The following is a 25,140-nucleotide window of genomic DNA, read 5'->3' as shown; positions in this document are numbered from 1 at the left end:
TAGCAGCTTGTGTCTTCGCAGTATCGCAGCGGCAGATGCCGTGCCATACACACAAATAGTTGGTTGCGGGGGCCAGATTTGAACTGACGACCTTCGGGTTATGAGCCCGACGAGCTACCGAGCTGCTCCACCCCGCGTCCGAATTGTTGCCTGTTGCCAGGACTTTTCACCACAAGCCTGCCGAGCAGTAGCAGCTTGTGTCTTCGCAGTATCGCAGCGGCAGAGCCGTGCCATACACACAAACAGTTGGTTGCGGGGGCCAGATTTGAACTGACGACCTTCGGGTTATGAGCCCGACGAGCTACCGAGCTGCTCCACCCCGCGTCTGAGGTCGCCAATAATAGGCTCCATCGCAAATATTGCAAGCAAAAATCTTGAAAAAGTTGAGCGTGTGTACTATATCGCCGCAATCTGCTGCTTTGCCGGACAAACCGCTTTGTTTTTATGCAGTTAAGAACATTGTGCTGGAAGAATTCGACCGTACACGACCGTGGCCCACCGGCCTGCCCTCTTTCTATATAGGTGCAGATCCCGCCCCCGTTCAGTTGAACTGGTAGCGATAGGCGATCCCCAGCTGTTGATCCTCGCCATAGCTGTTGTCGGAGAGGTGGGCATAGGTGCTGATGGATTGGCGCTTGGTGAACTTGTAGCCCATGCCGAGGCCGGCAGAGTAGCCGTGGTAATCATCCGAGCCCGCCGAGCCAACCCCAAAGGCGATCAGGGTCCAGGCAGGTGAGAGGGGTTTGAGGGTAAAGACCCCTAGATAGCCCCCCTTGCTCGTATTGGGCATCAGCACAAAGGCCGAGTCGGTGTCGATATCCACATCACCGCAGCCCTGGCTACCCACTTCGCAGGCGATGTCACCATCGTTATAGCTGGCCCCCGCCATGGGAAAGATCTGCCAACCGGCGGGGGCAAAGCCAAAGGCGCTCAGGGGGATGAAGGTGCCGATGTTGTAGCTGGTCTGGTTCGCATCATGGTCGAACTGCTTCTTGCTGAAGTTGAAGTTGACGATGCCAAAATCAAACAGCCAGGAGCCTCCCAGCCGCCACTCGCTGGCATCCTTGTTGGTGGAGGCATTGAGTTTGCTGACCGGCCCCATGCCTATCGAACCCGAGACCTTGACCTGATCCGTGTAGCTGGCCCCCAGCTGGGTCACCACCTTGGTCGGATCGTCCGCCAGTGTATAGAACCTATTGAATTGATCACTGGGAATGGCTAGGGAATAAGTGGGATCTTGAGGGAATGAGTGGGATCGGAAAACCAGAAGTGGCGCGGCCTGTAGAGAAATCAGAACTCTGCAGGCCGTGTTAGTTGTGGGAGATCCACGAAATGATCAATGGATCCTAGAGCGGCGAAAAATCGCGAGTGAATTGATCACTGTCGATTTCGTGAAGCCGGCTTTAAACCGGCTTTAAAGACCAAGCTTAAAATCCCAGCCAGGCTCGATGCCATCGTCAGCAGCGCTGGTCTTCGCCTTGCCTGATGCCAGTAGCTTCTGGTGCTCATGCTTTGAGATCTGCCGCACATGGCACTTGCATTCATCGCTATTGGGCGGGAAATGGGTTCTCCACCATGGGTCATCTACGGGCAGCAGCACGCCATCCCACTGAGGATGGCAGGGTACACGGCTAGGTCCAAGCTGATATAGCAAGTAGGGCATGGCCCGCTTAGTACGCTGGATGCGCTGCCACTGGGCGGCCGCCCTCTCAACACGGATGTTCATCTCACTCTCCTACATCGTGGGAGATGTGGACGACCTGTCCGATCACTTCGAAGGTGTGCTGCTCGTCCTTCGGTACCTCGATCTCTTTGTACAGCGAGTTATCACTGATGAGCAGCCAGGCGTGCGGCAGCACCTGCAGGCGCTTGACCCAGAGCTGGTCATCATTGCGCACCACGTAGATATGACCATCAACTGGGCGCGTTCTGCCCAGGTGCACCACCAGGGTGTCGTTATTGCTGATGGTTGGCTCCATGCTGTCGCCTTTGCTCCAGACGATCGCCAAATCTTTCTCGTCAAAGCCTCTCCATCTCAGCCATTTACGGCGAAAGGCCAGGTAACGAGAGGGTTCCTGCTCCCCCTGCGTTAATGCTCCATGGCCTGCAGATACTTGCACTCGATACCCAGGGATAAGGGCAAACTCATCAAATGCCTGCCCTATGCCACGCACTAAGTAATTTGCTGGCATCTCACATAGCTGCTGTTCATCAGTTTTCATCTGGCCTCTGCCAGTTGCCAGCCATTCGATGCTCGCCCCTGTCGCATCAGCCAACGTCACCAGGGAATCCAGCGTTGGTAAGCTGACCCCGCTCAGGTAGTTGTGCAACTTCGAATAAGAAATGCCAGTCTCCCGGCTGAACTTCCTGCCGTTCCCAACTCCAACCAGCTGTTGCAGCCGTTCGGCAAAACCAGTTCCTTTTCCAGTTCCATGCAATGGAACTGAGTTCCCTTTTCCTTCTGTTGGTTCCTTTTCATCGTAAGTCATTGTTCATATTCCTGTTTATCCCATGCTTGGTATTCTTAAATAATTTTACGAAAAGGAACTGAAACACCTTGATCTGTTCCTTTTGTTGATCAACAATTGTCACCAATGTTGGTAACTGAGTTGGTTTAATAAAATGAATAATGCCAAATCTTCACTGATTAGCCCAGAAATAGGAACAGGGATTTCTGATTGGCATCGCGCAGATGTCATTGCAGCTCTCAAAAAACGTGGCATGAGCATCACTGCTCTGAGCAGAGACAGCGGTTTAGCCGCCGGCACACTTGCCAATGCTCTCCGAGCTCCTTGGCCGAAAGGTGAAAGGATCATTGCCGATGCTTTGGGATTAGAGCCGAAAGATATATGGCCAACCCGCTATTCACAGTTGCAGCAAGCAAGCTGAGGAGGCGGAAATGGATTGGTTCATTGCACCTGAATTGGCAGAGGCTTCACTGCCTGGTATGCCAAGCACCGCCAGAGGAATGCTCAAAAGCCTGAAAAAGCTTTCTGAGTTTTCTGCTGACAAATCCCGTCAACGCGAAGGCAGCAAAGCCACTGAATACCACATCAGCATCCTGCCGCCGGTCGTCCAAGCCGCCCTGTTGCGCAAGTCTGGCAAGGTGGTGGTCGGCGGTATGACGCTGGATCTGCCGAAACCCCAGGCGCCGCGCTACTGCAAAGAGCAGCTGTGGGCCAACTGGGGCAAGGCCAACACCAAGGCGCACGAAAAAGCCAAGGATCGCCTGAAAGCGGTGCAGGCCGTGCATGCCCTGGTGGCGAACGGCAGCACCCTGATGGAGTCCTACCAGCACATCGCCACCGAGTTCGATGTCGCCCTGCCGACCCTGCGCCGCTACTGCGCCGCGGTGAAAGGGTTCGAGGAGAGCGACTGGCTGGCGGTGCTGGTGCCCAAGCAGCAGCAAGTCGCCACTGAGACGCGCGCCGCCCGTCTGTCTCCGGTGAGCGAATCCGCCTGGGATTTCTTCAAAGCCGACTACCTGCGCCGCGAGCAGCCGACCGCTGCTGCCTGTTACGAGCGGTTGAAGCTGGCCGCCCGCGATCAGGGATGGGCCGTGCCAAGCCTGAACAGCTTGATGCGCCGGCTGGATCTGGAAGTGCCCCACGCCCAGCAGGTGATGCTGCGCCAAGGTGAGCACGCGCTGATGCAGCTCTACCCCCCTCAGGAGCGCACCATCGAAGGGCTGGACGCCATGGAATGGATCAACGGCGACGGTTACTTGCACAACGTGTTCGTGCGCTGGTTCAACGGCGAAATACTGCGCCCCAAGACCTGGTTCTGGCAGGACATCTACAGCCGCAAGATCGTGGGCTGGCGCACTGACCTGAGCGAGAACACCGACAGCATCCGCCTGTCCCTGATGGACGTCTGCAGCTCGTTCGGTATCCCGCGCGAGATCACCATCGATAACACCCGCGCCGCCGCCAACAAATGGATGACCGGGGGTGTGCCTAACCGCTACCGCTTCAAGGTCAAGCCAGACGACCCGCTCGGCTTGATCCCCCAGCTCGGCATCAAGCTGCACTGGTCCAGCGTGCTGCTGGGCAAGGGCCACGGCCAGGCCAAGCCGATTGAGCGCGCCTTCGGCGTGGGCGGGCTGGACGAGATCATCGACAAGCACCCGGCACTGGCTGGCTGCTACACCGGCCCCAACCCCATGGCCAAGCCGGACAATTATGGTGACCGGGCAGTGAGCGCAGCCGAGTTCCTGAGCGTCGTGGCCGAAGGGGTCGCCCTCTACAACGCCAAACTGGGCCGCCAGACCGAAGCCTGCCGTGGGGTGATGAGTTTCGACCAAGCCTTCGAGCAGAGCTATGCCCAGGCCGCGATCCGCAAGGCCAGCCGCGAGCAGCTGATGATGATGATGCTGCAGGCCGAGGCCACCCGCGTCAGCGATCACGGCACCATCAAGCTGGAATCGGGCGGCGCCATCGCCAGTCGCAGCAACCGTTACTACCACGCCGATCTGGCCGAGTACGCCGGGCAGAAAGTGGTGGCCCGGTTCGACCCGCAGCGCCTGCACGAGGCGGTGCTCGTCACCACCCTGCATGGTCAAACCATCTGCGAAGCGGAGTGCCTGGAGAAGGTCGCCTTCGGCGATACCCAGCAGGCCCGCGAGCACAAGCGCAAGCGCACCCAGTTCGTCAAAGCCAACAAGGCTGCCGCCCAGGCCCAGCAAGGTATGTCGGCGCTCGAAGCCGCCGCCCTGCTGCCCAGCATCAGCGACGAGCCGGCCCCCGAAACCAAGGTGGTGGAGATGGTGCGCCCGGTCGCGCTCGGCAATGCCGCGCTCGCCGTGCAGCCCGCGCCCCTGATTGCCAGCCAACCCCAGACCGAACCCGCTCCCGTCATCGACTACGAGGCCCGCTATCAGGCGAGCGTCGCGCTGATGGCCGAGCAGATGAAGAGAAACAGCCTTTAACCGGCATTTAAACCAAGAAAAAAGCGGCCTTGCGGGCCGCCTGAAAAGGAGTAACTGACATGTCAAACGTAGTCACTTTAGACCAGAACAACAACACCGGCAGTGACGTGATCGCCCGGGTCAAGGCCCTGCTGGAACAGAGCACCGTCACCCAGGCGCAGATCGCCAAAGAGATCGGTGTTTCCGGCTCTACCGTCAACCAGTTGCTGAACGGCAATTACAAGGCAGACCCCACTGCCATGCTGCAGAAGCTGGCCAACTGGCTGACCGCCCGTGACCAGCGTGCCGACGCCCCCCGCGATCCCGGCTTTGTGATGACCGAAACGGCCAAGCAGATCATCGCCGACATGACCTATGCCCAGATGACCCAGAGCATCGTCATCGACCACGGCGCCTCTGGCGTGGGCAAGACCACCGCCCTGCGCCACTTCCAGCGCAACAACAACAACGTGTGGATGGTCACCGCCAGCCCGACCCGCAGCACCCTGACCGAATGCCTCTACGAGCTGGCCATGGAGCTGGGCATGGAGAACGCCCCGCGCCAGCGTGGCTCACTGGCCCGCGCCCTGCGCCGTCGCCTGCTCTCCACCAAAGGCCTGATCGTGGTGGATGAAGCCGACCACCTCGGCCGCGACGTGCTCGAAGAGCTGCGCATCCTGGTGGAAGAGGTCGAGGTCGGCATGGTGCTGGTCGGCAATAGCCGGGTTTACACCCAGCTGACCGGCGGCCACCGCTCCGAAGATTTCGCCCGCCTTTACTCCCGCGTCGCCAAGAAGCGCGCCCTGACCAAAGCCAAGAAGACCGACGTGATGGCGGTGGCCGATGCCTGGAACGTGACCGGCGATGCCGAGCGCGCCCTGCTGCTGCAGATCAGCGATCGCCCCGGTGCCCTGCGCCTGGTCAGCAAGGTGCTCAAGCTGGCGGTGATGTACTCCGGCGGCGAACCGCTCAACGAGCAGGTGCTGCGGGTGGCCTTTAACGAGCTGGAGGGGGAGTGATGGATAAGCAACGCGATAAAGAACTGATCGATCTGGCCAAAGAACACCTGACTGACTTCATCAATGAGTGTGGTTGTGAGACCGAGGAGGATGTCGTTCATGCAATCAAGGTGATGCTGATTGTGGCGGCATCGGTCAAGGACATCCAGCTGGACCAAGAGGATGACGACGTATGAACGCTAACCCCCAACCGACGACCTTCTACGGCGTTCATACCGAACAGAACTGGACCCACGTCCACCTGCTGAATGGCAGCAAAGGCCGCGAGGTGAGCCGCTGTGATGGAGAAGTCGTGATCCAGGCCGACGCGGGATGGGCACAGCCCTACGACGAAGACCAGCTGCACCTGTTCTGGGCGCCGCTGGCCCGTGATTCACAAGGAGAGAACGCATGAACATTCGCACCAACAGCATCGGCGTCATCGCCCAGCGTGTCATCGCCAACCTGCGCAAGAACGGCTGCCAAGTGCTGGCCGTCAAGGCCGCCCAGGTGCGCCCCATGATCGAAATTGCCTATCCCAGCCCCGAGCTGAAACAAGGGGCCATCGAGCTGAAAGAGCAGGTGGATGGCCTGCGCCGCCGCGCCTACGTCGCCCGCCTCGGCGGCTGCATTGTCCACTGGCATGACGAACCCGAGCAGGACGACTTCGAGCTGACCGGCAACATGACCGCCGTCGAGTACCTGCACCACCGCGCCGCCGGTTTCCCGGCTGAGGAACAAGACGATGAAACCTAGCCGAGAAAGCCTTTTGGAATCAGCGCTGGAAGCGCTGCTCTCCGAAGTAACGAACGTCTGTCAGGACTACCCGGCAGAGGCATGGCGATTCAGCAAAAAGACGATAGCTGATGCCGAGAACGCACTTAATGCACCGAAAGCAGAAATAGATAAGGACCAACAACAATGACTATCGCCACCGAAAACAAGACCGAACAACTGCGCAAGAACGCCCTGGGCCACTTCGTACCGGAGTCCCTGATTGCCCCGCTCGACCTGCTGCGCGATGACCTGGTGACCCGCCTGTGCAACGAGGCGCACGAAGAGCAGCTGCGTCTGCTGGCCCGCAAGGCCAGCATCGCCCATGAGATAGAAGCCTTCATGGATCTGTCGGCCGCCGAGTACGGCGTGCAGTACGGCGGCACCAAGGGTAACGTCACCCTCACCAGTTTTGATGGCCGCTTCCAGGTGGTGCGAGCCATCGGCGAGCACCGCAAATTCGACGAGCGCTTGCAGACCGCCAAGACCTTGATCGACGGCTGCATCGGCCGCTGGAGCGAGGGCAGCAGCAATGAGATCCGCGCCCTGGTGGATCACGCCTTCCGCGTCAACAAGGGCGGCCATGTGGACGTCAACCAGGTGCTCAGCCTGCGCAAGCTCGACATCAAGGATGCCGAGTGGCAGGAGGCCATGAAGGCCATCGCCGACGCCATCACCGTGGTCGGCAAGGCCGAATACATCCGGTTTTACGAGAAGACCGGCACCGGGGCCTACAAGGCCATCGTCATCGACTGGTCGAAGCTGTGAGGCCCGCCATGAAGAACCTGACCCCCGAAGTGATCAAGCAGTTGGCGCTGGCCCAGTTGCTGGCGTGGAAGAGCGAAGACCAGGGCACCGAGTTTGAAGATGGCACCTACGAGCAAGGTGTGCGGGATGCCCTCGGCTGGATGTGCGGGCTGCTCGATAACCCGCCATACAACCCCGACGAGTGGCCCGTCTGCAAACAAGAACTGGCGGACATAACCGAAGGAATGGGGCTTGTCGGGATAGACGATGGAGTTTGAAACCCGTTATGGCCCGCTGTACGTCACCCGCCACGCCGTCGAGCGTTGGGTGCAACGTACCGGCCGCAGCGAACTGGACATGCTGGGCGCCCTGTAACGGGCTTGGCGCCCAAGCAAACGACAGCTGCGGCGGATCCGGCAGCGCGAGGCGGGATGGAACCCGCGCCGGATCCTCGAATGTGACCATGCCTATTTCATTCTGAAAAACGGCTCAATCGTCACCGTCTATGACAAGCACCAAACCGAATACGAACAGGAGTTACACCATGATTAATGCGGCTTTGAAGGGTGACCAACTCACCCGCCAAATCGAAAACAAGCCCAACGGCTACATGGCGCTGGCCACCCGCGCCGCCGAGTTCGAACGCGAAGGGCGTTACATCACCGCGCTCGACCTGTGGACCATGGCCCGCAAGGCCGCCAAGAACGTCCTCAATCGCCAGTGGGCCACCGTGCGTGCAGACCTGTGCATGACCTGCATCCACCGTTTCGGCAAGCGGGAGGCATGATGACTATCAGCAAGGAGCAGTGGCAGGCCATAGAGGCCGAGCTGAAAGGCAGTTGGGTGCAGGTCAAATTCAAGCTGCACGGCCACGAGATCTACATCACCCGTGCCCGCAAGAGCGAAAGCACCACCGTGCTGGCGGTGTATATCGATGAAGTCATCAAGTCAGAATGGGCCAAAGAACTGAGTGAGATAGACCCAGCAGACGAGTTTATGAACCAGGTGGTAAAGCAGGTTTTCTTCCACAAGTTCAAGGCCATGTATAGCAAAAAGCAACTTGAAACCATGGCCAAGCATAAACGCCGTCTTGGCGCCAAGCGCATGAAGGAGATGTTTGGCGAAGCCCCAGAAAAAGCAGGGTGGACCTACCTTATACCCTACTTCGGCAGCAGCACCGCCCTGGTGCGCCAGTTCAAGAAGATTGACGGGCTGGAGCTGGTCAGCGAACTGAAAGAGGTGACCGCATGAGCTTTGAAGTCAGCACCGAAGGCGCCTTCTGGCTGCTGGTCAATGTGATGGCCCTGTTCTATGGGGCCTTCGTTGCCGGTCTGTTCACCGGCCTGTTCCTGGTCCACTGAGGTACCCGATATGGAAAACGTGAAAGCCCTGCTCAACACCAGCGTGGCCGATGCCAAAAGCACAATGGAGTGCCACCTGCAGAGCAACCCGCAACAGGCGCTGGCCGATGCGCAACTGGCCATCGACTTCATCAACCAGTACGGCAACACCGAGGGCCAGAAATCCAGGCTGGCCATGCTGGCCGCCATCGTCAACAAGGCGCGCAAGCGCCTGACCAAGTAAGGGATCTGAAATGGAAAACCCTAATAGCTACACCATCACCACCATCAAGGACATCGCGGTCAAGATCCCGGATGACAAGCTCGATGCTTTCTTCGCAGATTTGCGCGCGGCCATTAGCCAGCAAAAGGCTGTCATCGATATGGCTACGTCTGTACTGGGCGAGGATGGCCGTCAGCAAATGATCGATGCGCTCCAGGAGCAAATGGTCTGGATGGATGACGGAAAGGCTGAGGTCACCTCCACCATTACCGTCAACAAGACACCGATCGCCAGCGTCACCGTCGGGTACTCGGCGCCAGAACAATAAGCGAAACGGGGGCTTGCCCCCGTCTACCCAGCGTGGTGGCTGGGTACTGATGAGCAGCCGACCGGGCCCGGTCATGACCGTTCCACTAGATAAGGAAACGAGAATGACAAACGGTGAGTTGAGTATCGAATTAACCAAGCTGTGCGGGGATGCGTGTACCGCCAACAGCTATCTGCAAAAGCTCATGGCCATGCGACGGTACGCGGCCTTCGCAACCAGGGCGAATGAACACGGGGCCATGGCGCTGGCGGCAGAAGCCCAGCGCTATGAAGAGGAACTGCGGGCCGAGCTGTACCAGCTCACCCAGCGCGAACAGAGGGCAACGCCATGCACGGTGAATACACCCCACCGATGAAACCTGGTTTGTTGGAGAAGCGGCTGGCCTCTGGTAAAGCGCGGCTCGATCCATTGGTGGGACTGGAAAAACTGTGCTCCCGCTGCCAGGAGTATTGGCCGCAAGACACCGTGTTCTGGTCGGTGTGGAACAGCCCAAAATCCTGTGATGGCCTGCAGCACTACTGCAAAGCCTGTGAATCCGAAGTAGCCAGGACCAGGAAGGAGGGTAAGGCCGCATGAAGTTGACCGCCTATCAACGCCGTCAGGTGGATTACGTCAAGGCCAATATGCCCGGCATGGTCACCCGCCAGCATAAGGGGATGAGCCGGGCCGCCGTGAAGGCGGCCAAGGCCGAAGATGACCAGAAGGCCATGGCCTGGCTGGATCGCACAGTGCCCCGCTGGCGCGAAGGCACGCCGCCGAAGACCAACAAGATTTATGTCGCCGCGCTGTCAGAAAGCGAGGCGGATAAGGAGCAATATGATGAATGATGCCAAACGCCTGCTCAAGCTGGTGCAAGTCGGCCGCCGCGAGCTGAGCCTGGATGAAGAGGACTATCGCGCCCTGCTGGAGTCGGTCACCGGCGCCCGCTCGGCCAAGGATCTCAAGGCCGCCCAGCTGGAGGCCGTGGTGAAGGCGATGAAGGGATTGGGGTTCAAGGTGAAGGTCAGCGCAACCAGTCACCGCTCCCCCCCCAGCACTGCCCATGTGCAAGCCCCTGAGGTGCGCAAGCTGCGGGCAGTCTGGATCACCATGTCGCAGGATGGCCTGCTGCACGACGGATCCGAGGATGCCCTGGGCAGCTTTATCCGCCGGATGACGGCCAATGCCAACGGCGGTGTGGGTATCAATCGGGCGGAGTGGCTGACGTCGGTGCAGGCCGAGCGGGTGCTGGAAGCGCTCAAGAAGTGGCATATCCGGTTGATGACCGATGCCATATTGAACCGGGGTGATATCATGCCGGAAAGCAACTCCCACCGAGTCAATGCCATGCCGGGCTATGACCTGGTGCGGGAGGTGTACGAAACCCCAGGCTGGCGCGCAGGCGGTCGGATGGTAGTCGATGGCAGCAAGCCGGTGAGTGAATTGCAGAGCAAGGAGAGTTGAGGTGGCAAAGATAAACGGTTTTGGTTTGGCAGTGCTGGGTGTGATAGCGCTAGTTGGTGGCGGAGTGGCTTATCTGGCCATGCCCGCCAAGCAACAAGTCGACATCAGCATACAGGGGGTCAATGACGGCGTTGACCGCACCGACCAGGTGAAAGCCAGCTTCACAGCACTGGCGGCCCATTGCCCAGCCATACTCAAAGCCAAGTCGGTGGTTGTAAAACATGAACAGGGCGAGGCGCTGTTCTGGCGCAACGAGAAGCTGGGCTGGCAGAGCGACTTCTATTTCCAGGCCGTTGACGGCCGGGCCGAAGCCCACCACTTCTATCTGCGTGATGACGGCCCGCGTGAGCTGATGGTCTTTGCCAAACAGGCCAGCCTTGACTGGTGCGGCATCAAGGAGAAGATGCAGGACTATTACCTGATCAAACTGTGACTAGCCCAGAATTGGGCGCCCAGATCCACTGCGTTATCATGATGACACCCAGCCATGCTGGGTGTTGTTTTATCTGGCGTTCGGAGGCGATATGAAACAGACACACGACAAGCAGACCATCGAGCTGTTTGGCATCGGCGTTGACCTGGACGCCATTGATCCAGAGACCTATCGCATGCTGAGCGATGAAACGGCCCCGGGCTGGAGCGAGCAGTTGCGCAGCATGTTCGACACCATCGAGGCAGTGGTGGAAAAGCATGGCGACGACAAGATGCTGCCCTTCATCATGCTCTCAGAGTTCTGCCGCACCTTCGGGGGCGCCCCCTTCTATGTGCCGAACGGCAAGACCCTGGCTACGGTGCTGCGCTCCATTCAAATATGGAAGGAGTTCACCGGTAATAACGTATTCGAGCTGTCGCGAAAATTCGGGGTATCTACCCGTGAAATTCAATTCGTGCTGGCAAAGATGCGCCGCTCTGAAATGCGAAAGATCCAGGGCGATATGTTTACTGGTCTCGACCCGGTGGCTGATGGTCAGGGTCGGCGAAATGGCAGAGCCTATTAACCAGTAATAAGTATCACGAAATAAGCGGCCCAAGTGGCCGCTTCTTTATGAAGTCCGTCAGTACAGCAATGGGCTTTATAAAAAGCACACTGGATTAAATCCCCTACCTATCCAGGTGTGTCATGTCTTCCATCTATGCCCTTATCCGAATAGAAGAGGGCTGGCGCAATAAGCCATACCTATGCACAGAGGGTTACCCCACCGTCGGTTTTGGTTTTCGCATCGGGCCCAAGGGTGCCGATATCAACCTCTATCAGTTCAACCTGCCGGTGCGGGCTGGTGAAGCCTGGCTTGATACCATCCTATCCGGTCTGGAAATGGACATGCGCCGCGATCCCAAGCTGGCCATGGCAATGCAAACCTGCGAGCGCGATCCAGCCCGTATGGCCGTGCTGCAGTCGATGGCCTACCAGATGGGCGTCAAGGGGCTGGCTGCTTTCAAAACCACCCTGCAGGCGGTGATCGAGCGCCGTTGGAACGATGCGGCCGCCGGCATGCTCAATAGCCGCTGGGCCAAGCAGACGCCCAATCGGGCAAAGCGCCATGCCGAGCAGATGCGCTCCGGCCTCTGGTCCCCGGAATACGGTGCCTGACATGGGCCGTAACGCGATGTGGAGCTTTGCCCAGGGCCGCGCCAAGCGGCTGACCCGCGAGCACGAAGCCGCCAAGCAAGGCATTGCCGAGAGCGAGGTGGATCGCGCCGTGCCGCTCCATAGTCACGACGGCACCCTGCAATCCCAGTTCGCCAAAGGCTGGCACTTGGTCACCGCTGCCGAAGTGTATGAAGCCCGCAATCAGCACCGTTTCAACATCCTCACCACTGACAACGACAAGGCCGCAGCGCACTGCGCTCGCCTGCGCGCCCTCTTCAATAAGGACATCCCATGCTTCCGTTAATCCCCGCCCTGGCCGCGCTTGCCGTGCAGCAGGGCCCGGCGTTGATCCGTGGTATCGCCGGCATGTTTGGCGGCAGCAAGACCGCCGACAAGGTCGCCGATATTGTCGAACAGGTATCCGGCATCAACCTGACTGCCGCCCAGCAGCAGGCCTACATCGAAGAACAGCTCGGCCGCATCACCGATCCGACCGCCCTGGTCGAGCTGCAGAAGCTCAGGAACGAGATGGAGAAGGAGCAGACCCGCCGCCAGGAACTAGAACTGCAGGACCGCCAATCCGAGCAGCACGAAACCCAAGAGACCATCCGCAGCGGCGACGCCGCCACCGACACCTATGTGCGCAACACCCGGCCGCTGATGGCCCGCCAGTCCTGGTACGTCACCGCCTTCTACGTGATCGCCTTCGAAGGGCTCAAGGTGGCCGGCTATGGCGAGGGCGCCGATCTCAGCATGGTGGCCATGCTCAGCACCCCGGCCTGGGCCTATCTCGGCCTGCGCACCCTGGACGGCTTCGCCCCGCATCCCAAGAGCAGTGGCCAGAAGGTGCAAACCGCCGTGACCGGCGCCGTCTCCAAACTGCTGACGAGGGGCAAATGACCGACCTGTTTGACCGTGCACAACAACAAGAACAAGAGAATCGCGAGCGAGCCATCACCAAGGTGGTGGGCCGCCGCAAGGAACAACCAGACCAGGACGAACGCGGCAACCGCTTCTGCCTGACTTGTGGGGAGCAGATCGCCCTGGCGCGACTGCAAGCAGAGCCTGACGCGGTGCGCTGTGTGCCATGCCAGTGCCGTGTAGAGATAGCGGGGAGACATCGCTATGGAGTTTGACTGGATCCCGAAGTGGTGGGGAATTGTGAGCTACATCATCAGCGGATTGGCAGCATTGATCGCGACTGTCATCTCGCTATGGCTGAGCAAAACCTTCGCCCGCCGCGAGGACTTGAAGAAAGTGGAGTCAGGTATGGACGAATTAAGTCATCGCGTCACTGGCCTCGAAACCCGCGTTGAAGCTCTTCCGACCCAAGAAGAGGTCACCGCCCTACGCCTTGAAATGGCTGAAAACAGGGGATGTATGAAAGCCCTGACCGAGAAGCTGACATCAGTCAATCACCTCGTTCAGCTGCTACTCGAACAGCAAATGAAAGACAAATAAACGGGGGATATATGAGCTTCAAAGAGATGGTCACCGCCGACCAACGGCTGGTGATGTTGCGTAGTCTGCGCGAGATGACCGGTTACTCGGCCAACGAATCGATCCTGGATTCGTGCCTGGAAACCTACGGCCACAACATCAGCCGCGATGCGGTGCGTACCCACATGCGCTGGCTGGAAGAGCAAGGGCTGATCAGCATCATCAAGGTTGGCGAAACCTTGGTGGCCAAACTGACCGGCCGGGGTGATGACGTGGCCACCGGGCAATCGGTGGTAGATGGCGTGAAGAAACCGCGCCCGGAGTAAGCCATGAAGGAGCTGATGATGAGTATGAAACATGCCCTGATGGGACTGGTACTGAGTGGCATAGGTATCTTGATGAACCGTGACTTACCCAATTACGACACCAACACCCCCATCGAGAAAGTCATCCGGCAGGTGCAGCGTGCCAGCCGCTACCGCCCCGCTTTCAATGGTGGGCGACCATCGGTCAAACGGGCCCAGCGTCAGGCCATGGCCAAGCGTGCCGGCCGCCGTGCTCGTCGGCTGGGCCACGCATGAAATCCCGCCTGCTGGATGTCGCCGCCATGATGGCCATGGGCTACCTGCTGGCCCTGCCTGTTGTCGGCGATCCGGTCTATGCACTGTGGGGCTGTGCGGCCCCGCTCGTTGACAAGCTGCTGGGGTAGTCATGTCCAAGAAGAAAAACACCAAAAGCAAGATCCAGCAGCTGCCTGACGATATTCGCAGCCAGCTGGCGACCATGTTGCGCTCTGACTCCATGTCGCAGAAAGCCATCCTGGAAGAGATAAACCAGCTGATCCGGGAAGCCGGCTTGCCGCAGGAAGATCAGATCAGTCGGACTGGTTTGAACCGCTACTTCAAACGCATGGAGCTGGCCGGTAGTCGCATGGCCGAGGCGCGCGCCACCGCCGAGGTCTGGACATCCAAACTTGGCCAGGCCCCCACCTCAGAGGTGGGCAAGCTGCTGCAGGAGTTCGTGCGCACCATGGCGTTCGAGACCTCCATGAAGATGATGGATGCCAGCGACGGCGAAGAGGGCAAGATGATCGACCCCAAATCCCTGGGCCAACTCGCCCTAGTGATCCAGCGGGTGGAGCAGGCGGCCATGACCAGCCACAAGGTCGAGAAGGAGATCCGCGCCGCGTTCGCCGCCGAGGTCGCCGACAAGGCCGAGACCATCGTGAAGCAAGCCGGTCTGACGGCTGAGACCGCCGCCGATATCCGGCGCCAGATCCTGGGGATTGCGCGATGAAGCATCTCACCCAAGCTGAAAATTCCCTGCGCAACCAGTCAGCGGCCGCCATCATCGGCGGCCAGTTCAATCCTGCCGATGTGCTGCTGCCCTATCAGAAGCGTTGGATCGCCGATGATGCCACCCTCAAGATTGCCGAGAAGTCGCGCCGTACCGGGCTCACCTGGGCAGAGGCCGCCGATGCCGCGCTCAATGGCTCGATGTCAACGGCGGCGGGCGGCTGCGATACCTTCTATGTCGGCACCACCAAGGACATGGCCCGCGAGTTTATCGACGCCTGCGCCATGTGGGCCAGGGCCTACCACTACGCTGCCAGCGAAGTGAGCGAAGAGGCGCTGGCCGATGAAGACAAAGACATCCTGGTCTACGTCATCAACTTCGCCAGCGGCTTCAAGATCAAGGCGCTCAGCTCCAACCCCAGCAACCTGCGGGGGATGCAGGGCAACGTGGTGATCGATGAAGGGGGCTTCCATAAAGACCTGGCCGCCATCCTCAAGGCCGCGATGGCGCTCACCATGTGGGGCAGCAAGGTGCGCATCATCTCGACCCACAACGGGGTCGAGAACCTGTTCAACACCCTGATCCAGGACAGCCGCGCCGGCAAGAAAGAGTTCAGCGTGCATCGCATCGATATTGAGACCGCCATCAACGAGGGTCTCTATCAGCGCATCTGCCAGGTTTCCAAGCAGGAGTGGAGCCGCGGTGCCGAACAGGAGTGGCTGCGCAAGCTGCTGCGCAATACCGCCACCGAGGAAGACGCCCGGGAGGAATACTTCTGCGAGCCCAAGAGCGGCGGCGGTGCCTATCTGCCCCGGGGCCTGCGCGAGCGGGCCTGTCGAATAGATGGCCCGGTGCTGCGCTTCACCGGCTCGGCACAGTTCAATGCCGCCAGCGAGTCAGCCCGCCAGGGCGAGATGCAGGAATGGCTGAATACTGACGTCCTGCCCGAGCTCGACAAGCTTGACCCAACGCTGCGCCACGCCCTGGGGGAAGACTTCGCCCGCTCCGGTGACCTTACCGATTTCGCCCCGATCCAGGTGCTGCCCAATACCCGTCGCCGAGTGCCGTTCCTGGTAGAGCTCAAGAACGTGCCGTTCAAGCAGCAGGAGCAGGTGCTCTATTTCGTCTGCGATCGGCTGCCACGGCGAGACGGGATCTGGCTCGATGCCCGAGGCAACGGCCAGTACCTGGCCGAGCAGGCGGCCTATCGCTATGGGCAGGAGGTGGTGCAGGTGATGCTGTCGGTCGGCTTCTACCGCGACAACATGCCGCGCTTCAAGGCGGCGTTTGAAGATGACGAGCTGGAACTGCCCAAGCACGAAGACATCATCACCGACCTGGGGCAGATCCAGATCTACCGGGGCACCCCTGGTATCGATGACAGCCGCACTCAGGGCAGTGATGGCAACAAGCGCCACGGTGACTCGGCGGTGGCCATCTTCCTCGCCTACCTCGCCAGCCGAGCCGAGAACGTCGAGTACGCCCTGCACACCATTGGTAACCGTCACCCCGATCCTGCTGCATATATCACTGATGTAAACGAGCGAAATCGACTCGCTGACCTGCAATCGAATACGAAGGCCCTGCGTGGCCGAGGAGTCTCACTGTGACCAGCATTCTCGATGACCGGGGCAACCCCATCAAACCCGACGTGCCAGCCCTCGGCGAAGATATCGCCAAGGCCTTTGTCACCGGGGTGCGTAACCCGCGCCCGGCGAGCGTGGCCAGCACCATCACCCCCCATCGGTTGGCGGGCCTGCTGCGTTCGGTCGTGGATGGCAATAATCCCCAGGACTACATGACCCTGGCCGAAGAGATCGAAGAGCGGGATCTGCACTATGCCTCGGTGCTGCGTACTCGCAAGCTGGCGGTGGCGGCGCTGCCCCCCAGCGTCGAGGCCGCCAGCGAAGAAGCCGAAGACCTGCGCCTGGCCGAGGAGGTGCGCAAGCTGATGACCGGCGACCAGATCCCTGAGCTGTTCTTCGACCTGCTCGATGGCCTAGGCAAGGGCATGGGGGTGTGTCAGATCTTGTGGGACACCACCCAGCGCCCCTGGATGCCGAAGGATTACACCTGGGTCGATCCCCGCTACCTGCGCCCGGACCAGGAGACCCTGAGCGAGATCCTGCTCATCAGCGACGATGCCCCCCAAGGCGCCCCGCTGGAGCCCTACAAGTTCATCGTCCATCTGCCGCGCACCAAGTCCGGCAGCATCTGGCGCAACGGCCTGACCCGCCTCTGCGCCGTAATGTACATGCTCAAGAGCTTCACCATTCGCGACTGGTGGGCCTTCGCCGAGGTGTTCGGCATCCCCATCCGGGTGGGTAAGTACGGCGCCAACGCCACCCCCGAGCAGATCGACACCCTCAAGCATGCTATCGGCAGCATCGCCTCCGACGCCGGCGCGGTGATCCCCGAGAGCATGAAGCTCGAACTGATCGAGACGGCGAAGGGCAACGGCGGCAACACCCTGTTCGAGAACATGGCGCGCTGGTGCGACGAGCAGACCAGCAAGGCGGTGCTGGGTCAGACCATGACCACCGACGATGGCAGCAGCCGTTCCCAGGCCGAAGTGCACGACGAGGTGCGCCTCGACATCGCTCGCTGGGATGCCCGCCAGCTGGAAGCCACCATCAACGAGTACCTGGTCAAACCGTTCATCATCCTCAACTGGGGTGAACAGAAGGCCTATCCCCGCGTCTGCATCCGGGTGCCGGAGCCGGAAGACCTCAAGCTGCTGGTCGAGAGCCTGATGCCGCTGATCGATCGCGGCATGAAGGTCAGCGAGAGCGAGCTGCGCGACAAGTTTGGCCTGGCCAAACCGGCTGATGACGACATCGTGATGCAGCCCCTCAGTGTCATGCAGATTCAGGCGGTGCAGCCAGTCGCGCTCAATCGCGAGCAGGGCAAGCGCCTGGCCATCAACCGCATCCAGCAATCGAGCGAGACGCTCATCAACGAGCTGACCGACGAGGCCATGAGCGACTGGGTCGAGCTGGGCGGCGACGAGTTCATGAACCCCATCATCGAGCTGGCCACCACCTCCGCCAGCTTCGAGGCATTCAATGCCGGCCTGCTGGCCCTGCAGGAGCAGTTGGCGCCGGAGGCGTTCGTGCAGCAGATGGCCGATTACATGTTCCGCACCCGTGGCCTGGGAGATGCCCAGGATGGCTGACAAAAAGCAGGCTGAGGTCAAGACCACCGACTATCCCCCCCAGGCGGCGCTCGACTGGTTCAAGGCCAAGGGCATCCAGCCCGGGTTCGACTACCGCGACGTCTGGAAGGAGGAGCAGGCCAACGCCTTCACCGTGGCCAAGATGCTCAACGCCGACCTGCTGGTCGAGGTGCGGCAGCTGGTCGAGCAGGCGCTGGCCGAGGGGCAGACCTTCTCCCAGTTCCAGGCCATCCTCAAACCGCTGCTGGTCAAGTCCGGGTGGTGGGGCATCCAGACCATGGATGACCCGACCACCGGAGAGACCAAGCAGGTGCAGCTCGGCAGTGAAGGTCGCATCAAGACCATCTACAGCACCAACATGCGCACCGCCCGCGCCGCCGGCCAGTGGCAGCGCATCGAGCGCACCAAGCGGGCCATGCCCTACCTGGTCTACCAGCTGGGGCCGGCCAAGGAACACCGGGCCCTGCATGTCAGCTGGCAGGGCATCACCCTGCCGGTGGACGATCCCTGGTGGTTGAGCCATATGCCGCCGAATGGCTGGGGTTGCCACTGCGGGGTGAGGCAGGTCTCGAAGTACGAGCGGGACAAGATGGTGGCCAGCGGTGCGGCGCTCACCACGGCGCCAGACAACGGCACCAAGGAGTGGGTGAACACCCGCACCGGGGAAGTGGAGACCCTGCCAAACGGGATCGAGCCAGGTTGGAACTACAACCCCGGCAAGAGTCGTCCGCAGGCCCTGCAAGCCGACTTGGCAGCCAAGGAACAAACCATGCGCCAGACGCTCTCAGTGCCTCTGTGAGCGTTTCAGGCTACCAGCGCATGACTGTAGGTGCTGCCTCTTCATCTGACGCGATTTAAAGATGGTTTAAAGATGGTGTGAGGTGGCGGCGAGGGCTGCCATTTCATGCCGCGCTATCCGTCCTGCAGATTGCCGTGTACCCTGTTGATGCCCGGTCATCACCTCCCTGTTCAGAACATCGCCACCCTCTCGCCGGCGATCTCCCACCCCCAGACCTTCCCTGTTTCAAAGCGAAAACCGTCATTACACCCAGGCCGCCCCGCGCCGCCATCATCGACTCGTCCCAATTACTTCATTCAACCCACTCAGCCACCTGGCGGGAGGTTGTTATGTGACGGAGCGAGTCATGCACCAACGTATCCATAAGGCCATCTGTTTCGACATGTCCCGCATGGTGGCAGAAGACCAGAGCAGTTGGCTGCCGATGATACCGGCCGGCCTGTTCTCTGGTCGTGATGGTCGCAGTTGGAATAATTCAGACCCTGATGGAATGGTCGCGTCCTTCGATATGAAACTGCCGTTCGACGTTGAGCACGCCACCGAAACCCGCGAAGGCAACACCGAAGCTGTCGGTTGGATCGTCGAACTGCAGAATCGCGCTGGCGAAGTCTGGGCCCGAGTGGAATGGAACGCCGAAGGAAACGAGCTGATTGAAGGCAAGAAGTTTGGCTTCTATTCGCCGGCGTTCGATTACTCCCCTGTTGACGGTCGGGTGGTGGCGATGTCCAGCGCCGGCCTTACCAACAAACCAAATCTGAACGTCCCCGCCCTCAACAATCAAGAGGATAACCCTGTGAAATTGCCCCTTATCGTGACCCAAAAACTGGGCCTGGCAGAGGATGCCACCGCAGAACAGGTCGTGACGGCCATCAATGCCATGCAGGTACAACACCAGGTGGCACTGAATGCCCAGCAGGACCCGACCAAGTTCGTCCCTGCTGCGACCCACCAACTGGCCCTGAACCGCACCCAGGAGCTGGAGACCAAATTGGCCGACATCGAGAAGGGCAAGATCGATTCCCTGGTCGATGCAGCCATCACCGAAGGCAAGGTCGCCCCGGCTGATAAAGCGATGTATGTCGGCCTCTGTCAGACCGAAGCCGGTCGCGAACAGTTCACCGCCTGGTGTTCTCGCGCCCCGGTCATTGCCGATGACAACAAGGTCAATGGCCAGGAGCACCAGCAAGACGGCAAGCTCAGCAAAGACGAGCTGGCGCTGTGTCGTGCCATGGGCGTCAAACCCGAAACCTGGTTGGCTAACCGCCACCACAAACCCACCTATTAATCGGAGAGTCTGACCATGGCTTTTACTGAAGCGCAGATTATTGAAGCCCTGACCGTCGGCGCTAATTCCGCCTTTGTCGAAGGGCTCAATACCGTCGAACCGCAATGGCCCCTTGTTGCCAGTCAAGTCCCCAGTTCTGGCTCCAGCGAGTTTTATGGCTGGCTCAAAGATTTGCCAGGCCTGGTGGAGTGGACCGGTGATCGCATGCTCAAAGTGCTGGGTTCCCACGGCTACGCCATCCCCAACAAAACTTTCGAAGCGTCCATCAAGATCAAGCGTGAAGATCTGGAAGACGACAAGATCGGCAAATACTCTATTACCTCCCGTGGCTGGGGGCGTGAAGTCGGCCTGTTCCCGGACAAGAATTCATTTGGCCTTCTGGTCGCAGGATTTACCACCCTCTGTTACGACGGCCAGAACTTCTTCGATACCGACCACCCGGTCGAATCGACTCCGGCTACCACCTTCTCCAACGTCATCGGCGACCCGAGCACCGATACCGGTTCGCCCTGGTTCCTGATCGACGACATGCAGATCCTCAAGCCGATCATCTTCCAGGAACGGCGCCCGATGGCCCTTGAGTTCGTCGGGGCAACTAGCGAATACGCCTGGTTCAACAACATGGTCGCCCAAGGGGTGGATGGTCGTCACGGCTATGGCTTCGGCTTCCCGCAGACCGCCATTGGCTCCAAGGCCGCGCTCTCGGTTACCAACTTCGAAGCCGCCTATGACCGGCTGGCCAGCATGAAAAAAACGGATGGAACCCCCATCGGAACCATGGGGCGTGTGCTGATCGTGGGCCCGGGTAACCGTGCCGCCGCCGAGGCCATCCTCAAGCGTCAGCTGCTCGATAACGGTGGCAGCAACACCAACTACGAGCGCGTCAAGTTGGTGGTCACCCCCTACATCGTGTAACCCCCAGGCCTGGGCAGAGCTTCATGGCGATGAAGCCCAGGCATTTATTCACCCGGCCAGGGTGGAGCTTCAAAGCGTCGAGGCCCAGGCCATTACCAGGACAGCGAGATGGACAACCAACATCGCAAGATTGCCGGCTATCGCGAGCTGAGCCAGGCCGAGATCGATCTGATGAACGATATCAAGGCCAACGGAGAACAGTTGCGATCCCTGCTGACCAGGGTGCGGGCTCATGTTGCCAGCCAGCCCGAGCCGGAGGTGCCGCACAGCACTGTGACCGAGCCCATGCTGGCTATCGATGAAGCTCAGCGCCTGCTGCAATCCGGCCAGATGTGGCTGGTGCGGGCTGTTGCCCAACCGAACAGCTTCTAAGGGAACACCATGGCCACCAGTATCAAGACCCTGACCACGACCGCCTGGGTGCTGGTCTCCAGCGCCGTCAGCGGCACCATGGAGAACCAGACCGGCCAGCTTGTTATCTACCGCGTCGGCGCCGCATTGCCAGCTCCCACCGAGATGGTGGGCTTGACGCTGGAGCGAGGCAAGTCTGTGAGCTGGAGCTTTAACCCGGCCCAGAACGTCTATGCACGTGCGAAGAGTCAGCCTGGCGGTCCGCTGGTTGTGGTGGAGGGATAACCCATGCCGTTCGGTGACAACTTCATTCCGGGGCCTGTCATGCCCCTGCCTGCTCGCAAGAAGAGCGAGGTGTTTTGGGCTGCACTGACCGGCGCCTCGCTGGTGGCCAACACCGATATCGACCTGGTGGCTTGGCTTAATGCACTGGTGGCCCCGACCAGCGGCACCCTGGCCCCGTTCTTCAACACGACCAGCAACAAGCTGAACGTCTACAACGACAACGCCAGCGTGGCGTTCAAGTTGAACCTGCGCGGTACCTGGACCGGCGGCAACAACCGCTCCATGCAGCTCGACTTCGTGGGTACCAACGGCAACCGCCTGGTGCAAAGCCGTGACTCGGCGGTGACGGTAGATGATCTCACCCTGGCCACGTTCTTCAGCATCGACAAGAACGGCAACATCGCCACCAACGGCACCAAGCCGGTGATCCGCAGCAACGGGGCTCCCTTCACGGTGACCGCCGTCCAGATCATCGCCGAGCAGATCACTACCGAGACCGTCATTACGCCGGTTTAACCCCCGTTTAAAGGAGCATTGAAGATGGCTGGTAAGAAAGTGAAAACCTTGGGTGACAACAAAAGCGAGCAGCTGGCAGCTGCGGCAGTGGGCGCAGGTACCGACCTGGTACAAGCGCAATCCGAACCGAAGAAAGACGGTGAAGTGCTGGTAGACCCGGAGGCCGAAGCCGCCCGCCTGGAAGCGGAAGCGAAAGCCGCCGAAGGGCAAGGTGATGACCAGGGCGCGGCCAACGCCATCGGTGCATCGAACGAACCCGGGGCGAACCTGAGTTCCGACGTGCTCACCGCCGAGCAGTTGCCTGCAGGTGTGAATGAGGAAGGTCTCACCCTGGAGGGGATAGATGCCTCCGCCGCCACCTTGATCCTGGGTGTCGAGGCAAACCAGTCCGACTGGCTGCTCGGCCAGTTCGACGTCAAGGCCAAGTCGCCGGCTGGCTTCTGGCGCTGCGGCGTGCAGTTCCTCCACTCCAGCCCGACGCGGGTGTTCGTGGTGAACAGCAAGGCCGACGTGCCGGCGGATCACGACTGCAGTGTGGTGTGCTGCTACCTGACCCTGGAAGAAGCCCGCCGCGTTCATAGCGACCAGTGGCTGACCGTGGTACTCGGCAGCGAAGTGATCAAGGAGTAACGGATGACAACCCCAATCGAAGAACAACTGGCAGGCATTGCGCTGCCGCCCGCCAAACTGGTCAAGATTGACCAGCTGATGACGACCACCAACGGCCTGATTAACCAGATCCAGCATGACCTGGCGCCTTTGGTAAAAGAGCTCGGTGGTAGTGCCGACCACGAGGTGCAAAAGCTTCTCGAACAGGCAGCGGGTTGCCTGCTGGCCGCAGCAGCGACCACCTCTGGCGCTGCCTTGGTTGGCAGTTACATCAAGGTATAAGCCATGGCCATCTACGCGACGAAACAGGATCTGGAGACGAGGGACGGGAGCATGCTTTACAACCTCGCCCTCGATCGCTCTACCGACACCCTCAACGACACCTGGATCGATGAGGCGTTGGGAACGGCCGACGACGAGATCAACGGCTACCTGTCGCGTCGCTATGTGCTGCCGCTGCCGGAGGTGCCTGACCTGCTCAAACGTCAGGCCGTGGTCATCGCCTTCTACTGGCTCGGGGATCGGGACAACCAGGTCACCGACCTGCTGCAGGACCGCTATGACCGCGCCATCACGAAGCTGAAAGAGATCGCCTCCGGCAAGCTGGATCTGGGGCTGCCCACGCCAGAACAACCGCCAGAAGGCGTTGTTGGCAAGGTGGAGCTGGTGCAGGAGAACGAGCGCCTCTTCACCCGCAACAGCCTGAAAGGGGTGCTTTGATGGCCGTCTCGGTCGAGGTCCACACCCAGGGGCCCGAGCTCGCGGCTTATCAGCGCCTGCTAGATACCCTGGGGCGCAGCGATCACAAGGCCGAGCTGCTGGAGAGCCTTGGCGCCGTGGTAGAGAGCCAGACCCGGCGCCGCATCAGCGACGAGAAGACAGCACCCGATGGCAGTTCCTGGACGCCCTGGTCTACGGCCTACCAGAAGACCCGCCACGGCAACCAGTCGCTGCTGCAGGGAGAAGGCGCGCTGCTCGACAGCATCGAGTACCAGGTGCAGCGCAACAGCGTGCGGGTGGGGTCGGCCCTGGCCTATGCCGGCGTGCACCAGGACGGGTTCAGCGGCTCGGTGCAGGTGCCGGCCCATATCCGCCGCATCACTCAGGCGTTCGGCAAGGCGCTCAAGTTCCCGGTCTATTCGTCGGTGGGGGCTTTCACCCGCCAGATGGAGATGCCAGAGCGCCCCTACCTGGGGCTTTCCAATGACAACCAGACCGAGTTGCTCGCCGTGATCGGCGACTTCTGGCAAGACGTGATGAAGGAGGCAGGCCTATGAGCCGCCCGGATTTCGGCACCATCGGCAGCACCGTCTCCGCCTGTGAGGCGGTGGTGCAGTATCTCAAGCCTTACCTGGAAGCGACGGGCCCCGGCGCCGATCGCTTGGTTGATCGGGTGCAACTGGTCGAACGTCATATCGGTCAATTCGACAAGGCCGAAGAGCTCGGCCGCTGGATGAGCGACAAGGATGGCGGGGTGCGCATCGCCGCCTTGCGGGTTCCTAAAATGGAGAACCAGGGTAATACCCTGATCGGCACCATCGAATTTGCAGCCTATGTGTTCTGCGCCGACATGTGGGCCTACGCCAAGGACCAGCGCGCCGAGGTGATCGCAGGCCGCCTGGCCAAGGCGCTGATGCTCAAAGGCAACTGGACGGGCACGGGCGCGGCCAAGGCACCCGAAGCGGTCTCGATGCAGAACCTCTACACCATCAAGACCGACAAGAAAGGCTTGGCCATCTGGGCCGTCACCTGGCGCCAGGACTGGCCGCTGGATGACCCCATCGACCCGGCCACCCTGGACGACTTCCTGCACTTCAACTGGCAGGCCAAGCAGGGCGATGGCGCGCCTGTGTGCGAAGCGGATATCAACCTGCCCGGCCCAACCCCCTAGGAGAGAACGTGGAGCTGACCCTGAAACCCAAACCCGGGCTGACCGTGAAGAAGCCCGATGGCAGCAAGCTGGCCGAGGCGGGTGAAACCGTATCGCGCAACAGCTTCTGGTTACGTCGCATCAAAGATGGCGATGTGCTTCCTGTCGAGGAAGCGCAAGCCGCGCAGGCTGACCAAGAAGACGTGAAACCGGCCAGCAAGGCCCCCAACAAGAAGACGGAGAAGTGAC

44 protein-coding genes, 2 tRNA genes and 1 other RNA gene are annotated in these 25,140 nt (G+C 60.3%); 42 read left to right on the top strand and 5 right to left on the bottom strand.

Going from position 1 to position 25,140, the window contains the following annotated elements:
• Nucleotides 1–60: 60 nt before the first annotated feature.
• From BN1137_RS03900 to BN1137_RS03880, 5 genes are all read right to left on the bottom strand, one after another.
• Nucleotides 61–137 (bottom strand) — tRNA-Met (locus BN1137_RS03900).
• A gap of 110 nt (nt 138–247) precedes the next feature.
• Nucleotides 248–324 (bottom strand) — tRNA-Met (locus tag BN1137_RS03895).
• A 217-nt stretch (nt 325–541) separates the two neighbouring features.
• Entirely contained in the window at nt 542–1,162 is a 621-nt protein-coding gene (locus BN1137_RS03890) for a hypothetical protein (RefSeq protein ID WP_157433618.1), read from the bottom strand.
• A gap of 252 nt (nt 1,163–1,414) precedes the next feature.
• Nucleotides 1,415–1,726 (bottom strand): phage head morphogenesis protein, encoded by a 312-nt coding sequence (locus tag BN1137_RS03885; protein ID WP_050717342.1) that lies wholly within the window; start codon nt 1,724–1,726, stop codon nt 1,415–1,417.
• A 1-nt stretch (nt 1,727) separates the two neighbouring features.
• Complete coding sequence (locus BN1137_RS03880; protein WP_050717341.1) at nt 1,728–2,489, bottom strand: LexA family transcriptional regulator; 762 nt, start codon at nt 2,487–2,489, stop codon at nt 1,728–1,730.
• 133 nt (nt 2,490–2,622) lie between these two features.
• Between BN1137_RS03880 and BN1137_RS21785 the strand changes: the two genes are divergently transcribed.
• The 42 genes from BN1137_RS21785 to BN1137_RS03685 all read left to right on the top strand — a co-directional run bounded on the left by BN1137_RS21785 (nt 2,623) and on the right by BN1137_RS03685 (nt 25,139).
• Complete coding sequence (locus tag BN1137_RS21785) at nt 2,623–2,889, top strand: helix-turn-helix domain-containing protein (RefSeq protein WP_157433617.1); 267 nt, start codon at nt 2,623–2,625, stop codon at nt 2,887–2,889.
• A 10-nt stretch (nt 2,890–2,899) separates the two neighbouring features.
• Nucleotides 2,900–4,927, top strand: coding sequence for a transposase domain-containing protein (locus tag BN1137_RS03875; protein WP_050717340.1), 2,028 nt, complete (start codon nt 2,900–2,902; stop codon nt 4,925–4,927).
• Between the two features lie 59 nt (nt 4,928–4,986).
• Nucleotides 4,987–5,925: an AAA family ATPase gene (locus BN1137_RS03870; RefSeq protein ID WP_050717339.1), complete on the top strand. Its 939-nt coding sequence runs from the start codon at nt 4,987–4,989 to the stop codon at nt 5,923–5,925.
• Complete coding sequence (locus BN1137_RS22270; RefSeq protein WP_157433616.1) at nt 5,925–6,101, top strand: hypothetical protein; 177 nt, start codon at nt 5,925–5,927, stop codon at nt 6,099–6,101. The genes BN1137_RS03870 and BN1137_RS22270 overlap by 1 nt, the downstream gene beginning before the upstream one ends.
• A complete protein-coding gene (locus BN1137_RS03865) occupies nt 6,098–6,319 on the top strand; it encodes a hypothetical protein (RefSeq protein WP_050717338.1) in 222 nt (73 codons plus the stop codon). Before BN1137_RS22270 ends, BN1137_RS03865 begins: the two co-directional genes overlap by 4 nt.
• Nucleotides 6,316–6,660 (top strand): hypothetical protein, encoded by a 345-nt coding sequence (locus tag BN1137_RS03860; RefSeq protein ID WP_050717337.1) that lies wholly within the window; start codon nt 6,316–6,318, stop codon nt 6,658–6,660. The genes BN1137_RS03865 and BN1137_RS03860 overlap by 4 nt, the downstream gene beginning before the upstream one ends.
• Nucleotides 6,650–6,829 carry a hypothetical protein gene (locus BN1137_RS03855; protein ID WP_050717336.1) on the top strand — a complete coding sequence of 60 codons (180 nt, stop codon included), beginning with the start codon at nt 6,650–6,652 and terminating at the stop codon, nt 6,827–6,829. The genes BN1137_RS03860 and BN1137_RS03855 overlap by 11 nt, the downstream gene beginning before the upstream one ends.
• Nucleotides 6,826–7,446, top strand: a complete 621-nt coding sequence (locus BN1137_RS03850) for a DUF3164 family protein (protein WP_050717335.1) — start codon at nt 6,826–6,828, stop codon at nt 7,444–7,446. Before BN1137_RS03855 ends, BN1137_RS03850 begins: the two co-directional genes overlap by 4 nt.
• An 8-nt stretch (nt 7,447–7,454) precedes the next feature.
• Nucleotides 7,455–7,703 carry a hypothetical protein gene (locus BN1137_RS03845; protein ID WP_050717334.1) on the top strand — a complete coding sequence of 83 codons (249 nt, stop codon included), beginning with the start codon at nt 7,455–7,457 and terminating at the stop codon, nt 7,701–7,703.
• 266 nt (nt 7,704–7,969) lie between these two features.
• On the top strand, nt 7,970–8,212 hold the full coding sequence (locus tag BN1137_RS03835) for an ANR family transcriptional regulator (protein ID WP_050717333.1): 243 nt from the start codon (nt 7,970–7,972) through the stop codon (nt 8,210–8,212).
• On the top strand, nt 8,212–8,676 hold the full coding sequence (locus BN1137_RS03830; RefSeq protein WP_050717332.1) for a hypothetical protein: 465 nt from the start codon (nt 8,212–8,214) through the stop codon (nt 8,674–8,676). Before BN1137_RS03835 ends, BN1137_RS03830 begins: the two co-directional genes overlap by 1 nt.
• 120 nt (nt 8,677–8,796) lie before the next feature.
• Nucleotides 8,797–9,009, top strand: coding sequence for a hypothetical protein (locus tag BN1137_RS03825; RefSeq protein ID WP_050717331.1), 213 nt, complete (start codon nt 8,797–8,799; stop codon nt 9,007–9,009).
• A 10-nt stretch (nt 9,010–9,019) separates the two neighbouring features.
• The gene (locus BN1137_RS03820; RefSeq protein ID WP_050717330.1) at nt 9,020–9,316 is read left to right on the top strand and encodes a hypothetical protein; all 297 of its coding nucleotides are present in this window, start codon (nt 9,020–9,022) and stop codon (nt 9,314–9,316) included.
• Nucleotides 9,315–9,379: hammerhead ribozyme type II (locus BN1137_RS21780), an RNA gene on the top strand. Before BN1137_RS03820 ends, BN1137_RS21780 begins: the two co-directional genes overlap by 2 nt.
• A 40-nt stretch (nt 9,380–9,419) precedes the next feature.
• On the top strand, nt 9,420–9,671 hold the full coding sequence (locus BN1137_RS03815) for a hypothetical protein (protein ID WP_050717329.1): 252 nt from the start codon (nt 9,420–9,422) through the stop codon (nt 9,669–9,671).
• Between the two features lie 217 nt (nt 9,672–9,888).
• The gene (locus tag BN1137_RS03810) at nt 9,889–10,143 is read left to right on the top strand and encodes a hypothetical protein (protein ID WP_050717328.1); all 255 of its coding nucleotides are present in this window, start codon (nt 9,889–9,891) and stop codon (nt 10,141–10,143) included.
• Nucleotides 10,136–10,759 (top strand): gp16 family protein, encoded by a 624-nt coding sequence (locus tag BN1137_RS03805; RefSeq protein WP_232306888.1) that lies wholly within the window; start codon nt 10,136–10,138, stop codon nt 10,757–10,759. The genes BN1137_RS03810 and BN1137_RS03805 overlap by 8 nt, the downstream gene beginning before the upstream one ends.
• A gap of 1 nt (nt 10,760) precedes the next feature.
• Nucleotides 10,761–11,192, top strand: coding sequence for a hypothetical protein (locus tag BN1137_RS03800; RefSeq protein ID WP_050717326.1), 432 nt, complete (start codon nt 10,761–10,763; stop codon nt 11,190–11,192).
• A 91-nt stretch (nt 11,193–11,283) separates the two neighbouring features.
• Nucleotides 11,284–11,757: a Mor transcription activator family protein gene (locus BN1137_RS03795; protein ID WP_050717325.1), complete on the top strand. Its 474-nt coding sequence runs from the start codon at nt 11,284–11,286 to the stop codon at nt 11,755–11,757.
• Nucleotides 11,758–11,879: 122 nt separating this feature from the next.
• Nucleotides 11,880–12,350 (top strand): glycoside hydrolase family protein, encoded by a 471-nt coding sequence (locus BN1137_RS03790; RefSeq protein ID WP_050717324.1) that lies wholly within the window; start codon nt 11,880–11,882, stop codon nt 12,348–12,350.
• A gap of 1 nt (nt 12,351) precedes the next feature.
• A complete protein-coding gene (locus BN1137_RS03785; RefSeq protein ID WP_050717323.1) occupies nt 12,352–12,654 on the top strand; it encodes a hypothetical protein in 303 nt (100 codons plus the stop codon).
• Entirely contained in the window at nt 12,642–13,250 is a 609-nt protein-coding gene (locus tag BN1137_RS03780; protein WP_050717322.1) for a hypothetical protein, read from the top strand. The genes BN1137_RS03785 and BN1137_RS03780 overlap by 13 nt, the downstream gene beginning before the upstream one ends.
• On the top strand, nt 13,247–13,486 hold the full coding sequence (locus tag BN1137_RS03775) for a TraR/DksA C4-type zinc finger protein (protein ID WP_050717321.1): 240 nt from the start codon (nt 13,247–13,249) through the stop codon (nt 13,484–13,486). Before BN1137_RS03780 ends, BN1137_RS03775 begins: the two co-directional genes overlap by 4 nt.
• Entirely contained in the window at nt 13,476–13,811 is a 336-nt protein-coding gene (locus BN1137_RS03770; protein ID WP_050717320.1) for a DUF2730 family protein, read from the top strand. Before BN1137_RS03775 ends, BN1137_RS03770 begins: the two co-directional genes overlap by 11 nt.
• Before the next feature lie 11 nt (nt 13,812–13,822).
• Nucleotides 13,823–14,116: a VpaChn25_0724 family phage protein gene (locus BN1137_RS03765; RefSeq protein ID WP_050717319.1), complete on the top strand. Its 294-nt coding sequence runs from the start codon at nt 13,823–13,825 to the stop codon at nt 14,114–14,116.
• Nucleotides 14,117–14,134: 18 nt separating this feature from the next.
• Complete coding sequence (locus tag BN1137_RS03760) at nt 14,135–14,371, top strand: hypothetical protein (RefSeq protein WP_157433615.1); 237 nt, start codon at nt 14,135–14,137, stop codon at nt 14,369–14,371.
• Nucleotides 14,368–14,499, top strand: a complete 132-nt coding sequence (locus BN1137_RS23020; protein ID WP_269745108.1) for a hypothetical protein — start codon at nt 14,368–14,370, stop codon at nt 14,497–14,499. The genes BN1137_RS03760 and BN1137_RS23020 overlap by 4 nt, the downstream gene beginning before the upstream one ends.
• Nucleotides 14,500–14,501: 2 nt before the next feature.
• On the top strand, nt 14,502–15,086 hold the full coding sequence (locus BN1137_RS03755) for a DUF3486 family protein (RefSeq protein ID WP_050717317.1): 585 nt from the start codon (nt 14,502–14,504) through the stop codon (nt 15,084–15,086).
• Complete coding sequence (locus BN1137_RS03750; RefSeq protein ID WP_050717316.1) at nt 15,083–16,696, top strand: terminase large subunit domain-containing protein; 1,614 nt, start codon at nt 15,083–15,085, stop codon at nt 16,694–16,696. The genes BN1137_RS03755 and BN1137_RS03750 overlap by 4 nt, the downstream gene beginning before the upstream one ends.
• On the top strand, nt 16,693–18,261 hold the full coding sequence (locus BN1137_RS03745) for a DUF935 domain-containing protein (RefSeq protein WP_050717315.1): 1,569 nt from the start codon (nt 16,693–16,695) through the stop codon (nt 18,259–18,261). The genes BN1137_RS03750 and BN1137_RS03745 overlap by 4 nt, the downstream gene beginning before the upstream one ends.
• A complete protein-coding gene (locus tag BN1137_RS03740) occupies nt 18,254–19,060 on the top strand; it encodes a phage head morphogenesis protein (RefSeq protein ID WP_050717314.1) in 807 nt (268 codons plus the stop codon). The genes BN1137_RS03745 and BN1137_RS03740 overlap by 8 nt, the downstream gene beginning before the upstream one ends.
• A 346-nt stretch (nt 19,061–19,406) precedes the next feature.
• A complete protein-coding gene (locus tag BN1137_RS03735; RefSeq protein WP_050717313.1) occupies nt 19,407–20,345 on the top strand; it encodes a phage protease in 939 nt (312 codons plus the stop codon).
• Between the two features lie 15 nt (nt 20,346–20,360).
• Nucleotides 20,361–21,260, top strand: coding sequence for a Mu-like prophage major head subunit gpT family protein (locus BN1137_RS03730; RefSeq protein ID WP_050717312.1), 900 nt, complete (start codon nt 20,361–20,363; stop codon nt 21,258–21,260).
• A gap of 108 nt (nt 21,261–21,368) precedes the next feature.
• Entirely contained in the window at nt 21,369–21,632 is a 264-nt protein-coding gene (locus tag BN1137_RS03725) for an Acb2/Tad1 domain-containing protein (RefSeq protein WP_050717311.1), read from the top strand.
• 9 nt (nt 21,633–21,641) lie between these two features.
• A complete protein-coding gene (locus BN1137_RS03720; RefSeq protein ID WP_050717310.1) occupies nt 21,642–21,896 on the top strand; it encodes a hypothetical protein in 255 nt (84 codons plus the stop codon).
• A gap of 3 nt (nt 21,897–21,899) precedes the next feature.
• A complete protein-coding gene (locus BN1137_RS03715) occupies nt 21,900–22,412 on the top strand; it encodes a tail needle knob protein (protein WP_050717309.1) in 513 nt (170 codons plus the stop codon).
• 24 nt (nt 22,413–22,436) lie between these two features.
• Nucleotides 22,437–23,042 carry a hypothetical protein gene (locus BN1137_RS03710; protein ID WP_050717308.1) on the top strand — a complete coding sequence of 202 codons (606 nt, stop codon included), beginning with the start codon at nt 22,437–22,439 and terminating at the stop codon, nt 23,040–23,042.
• Between the two features lie 3 nt (nt 23,043–23,045).
• Nucleotides 23,046–23,303: a hypothetical protein gene (locus BN1137_RS03705; protein ID WP_050717307.1), complete on the top strand. Its 258-nt coding sequence runs from the start codon at nt 23,046–23,048 to the stop codon at nt 23,301–23,303.
• A gap of 3 nt (nt 23,304–23,306) precedes the next feature.
• Complete coding sequence (locus BN1137_RS03700) at nt 23,307–23,741, top strand: gp436 family protein (RefSeq protein ID WP_050717306.1); 435 nt, start codon at nt 23,307–23,309, stop codon at nt 23,739–23,741.
• On the top strand, nt 23,741–24,298 hold the full coding sequence (locus BN1137_RS03695) for a phage virion morphogenesis protein (RefSeq protein ID WP_050717305.1): 558 nt from the start codon (nt 23,741–23,743) through the stop codon (nt 24,296–24,298). The genes BN1137_RS03700 and BN1137_RS03695 overlap by 1 nt, the downstream gene beginning before the upstream one ends.
• Complete coding sequence (locus BN1137_RS03690) at nt 24,295–24,912, top strand: hypothetical protein (RefSeq protein WP_050717304.1); 618 nt, start codon at nt 24,295–24,297, stop codon at nt 24,910–24,912. The genes BN1137_RS03695 and BN1137_RS03690 overlap by 4 nt, the downstream gene beginning before the upstream one ends.
• 8 nt (nt 24,913–24,920) lie before the next feature.
• Entirely contained in the window at nt 24,921–25,139 is a 219-nt protein-coding gene (locus BN1137_RS03685) for a DUF2635 domain-containing protein (RefSeq protein WP_050717303.1), read from the top strand.
• Nucleotide 25,140: the final 1 nt, after the last annotated feature.

It is taken from the genome of Aeromonas tecta, assembly GCF_000820185.1.
Taxonomy (GTDB): Bacteria; Pseudomonadota; Gammaproteobacteria; order Enterobacterales; family Aeromonadaceae; genus Aeromonas; species Aeromonas tecta.
The sequence above is the reverse complement of the archived record's forward strand: the minus strand, read 5'-3'. Positions and strand labels throughout refer to the sequence as shown.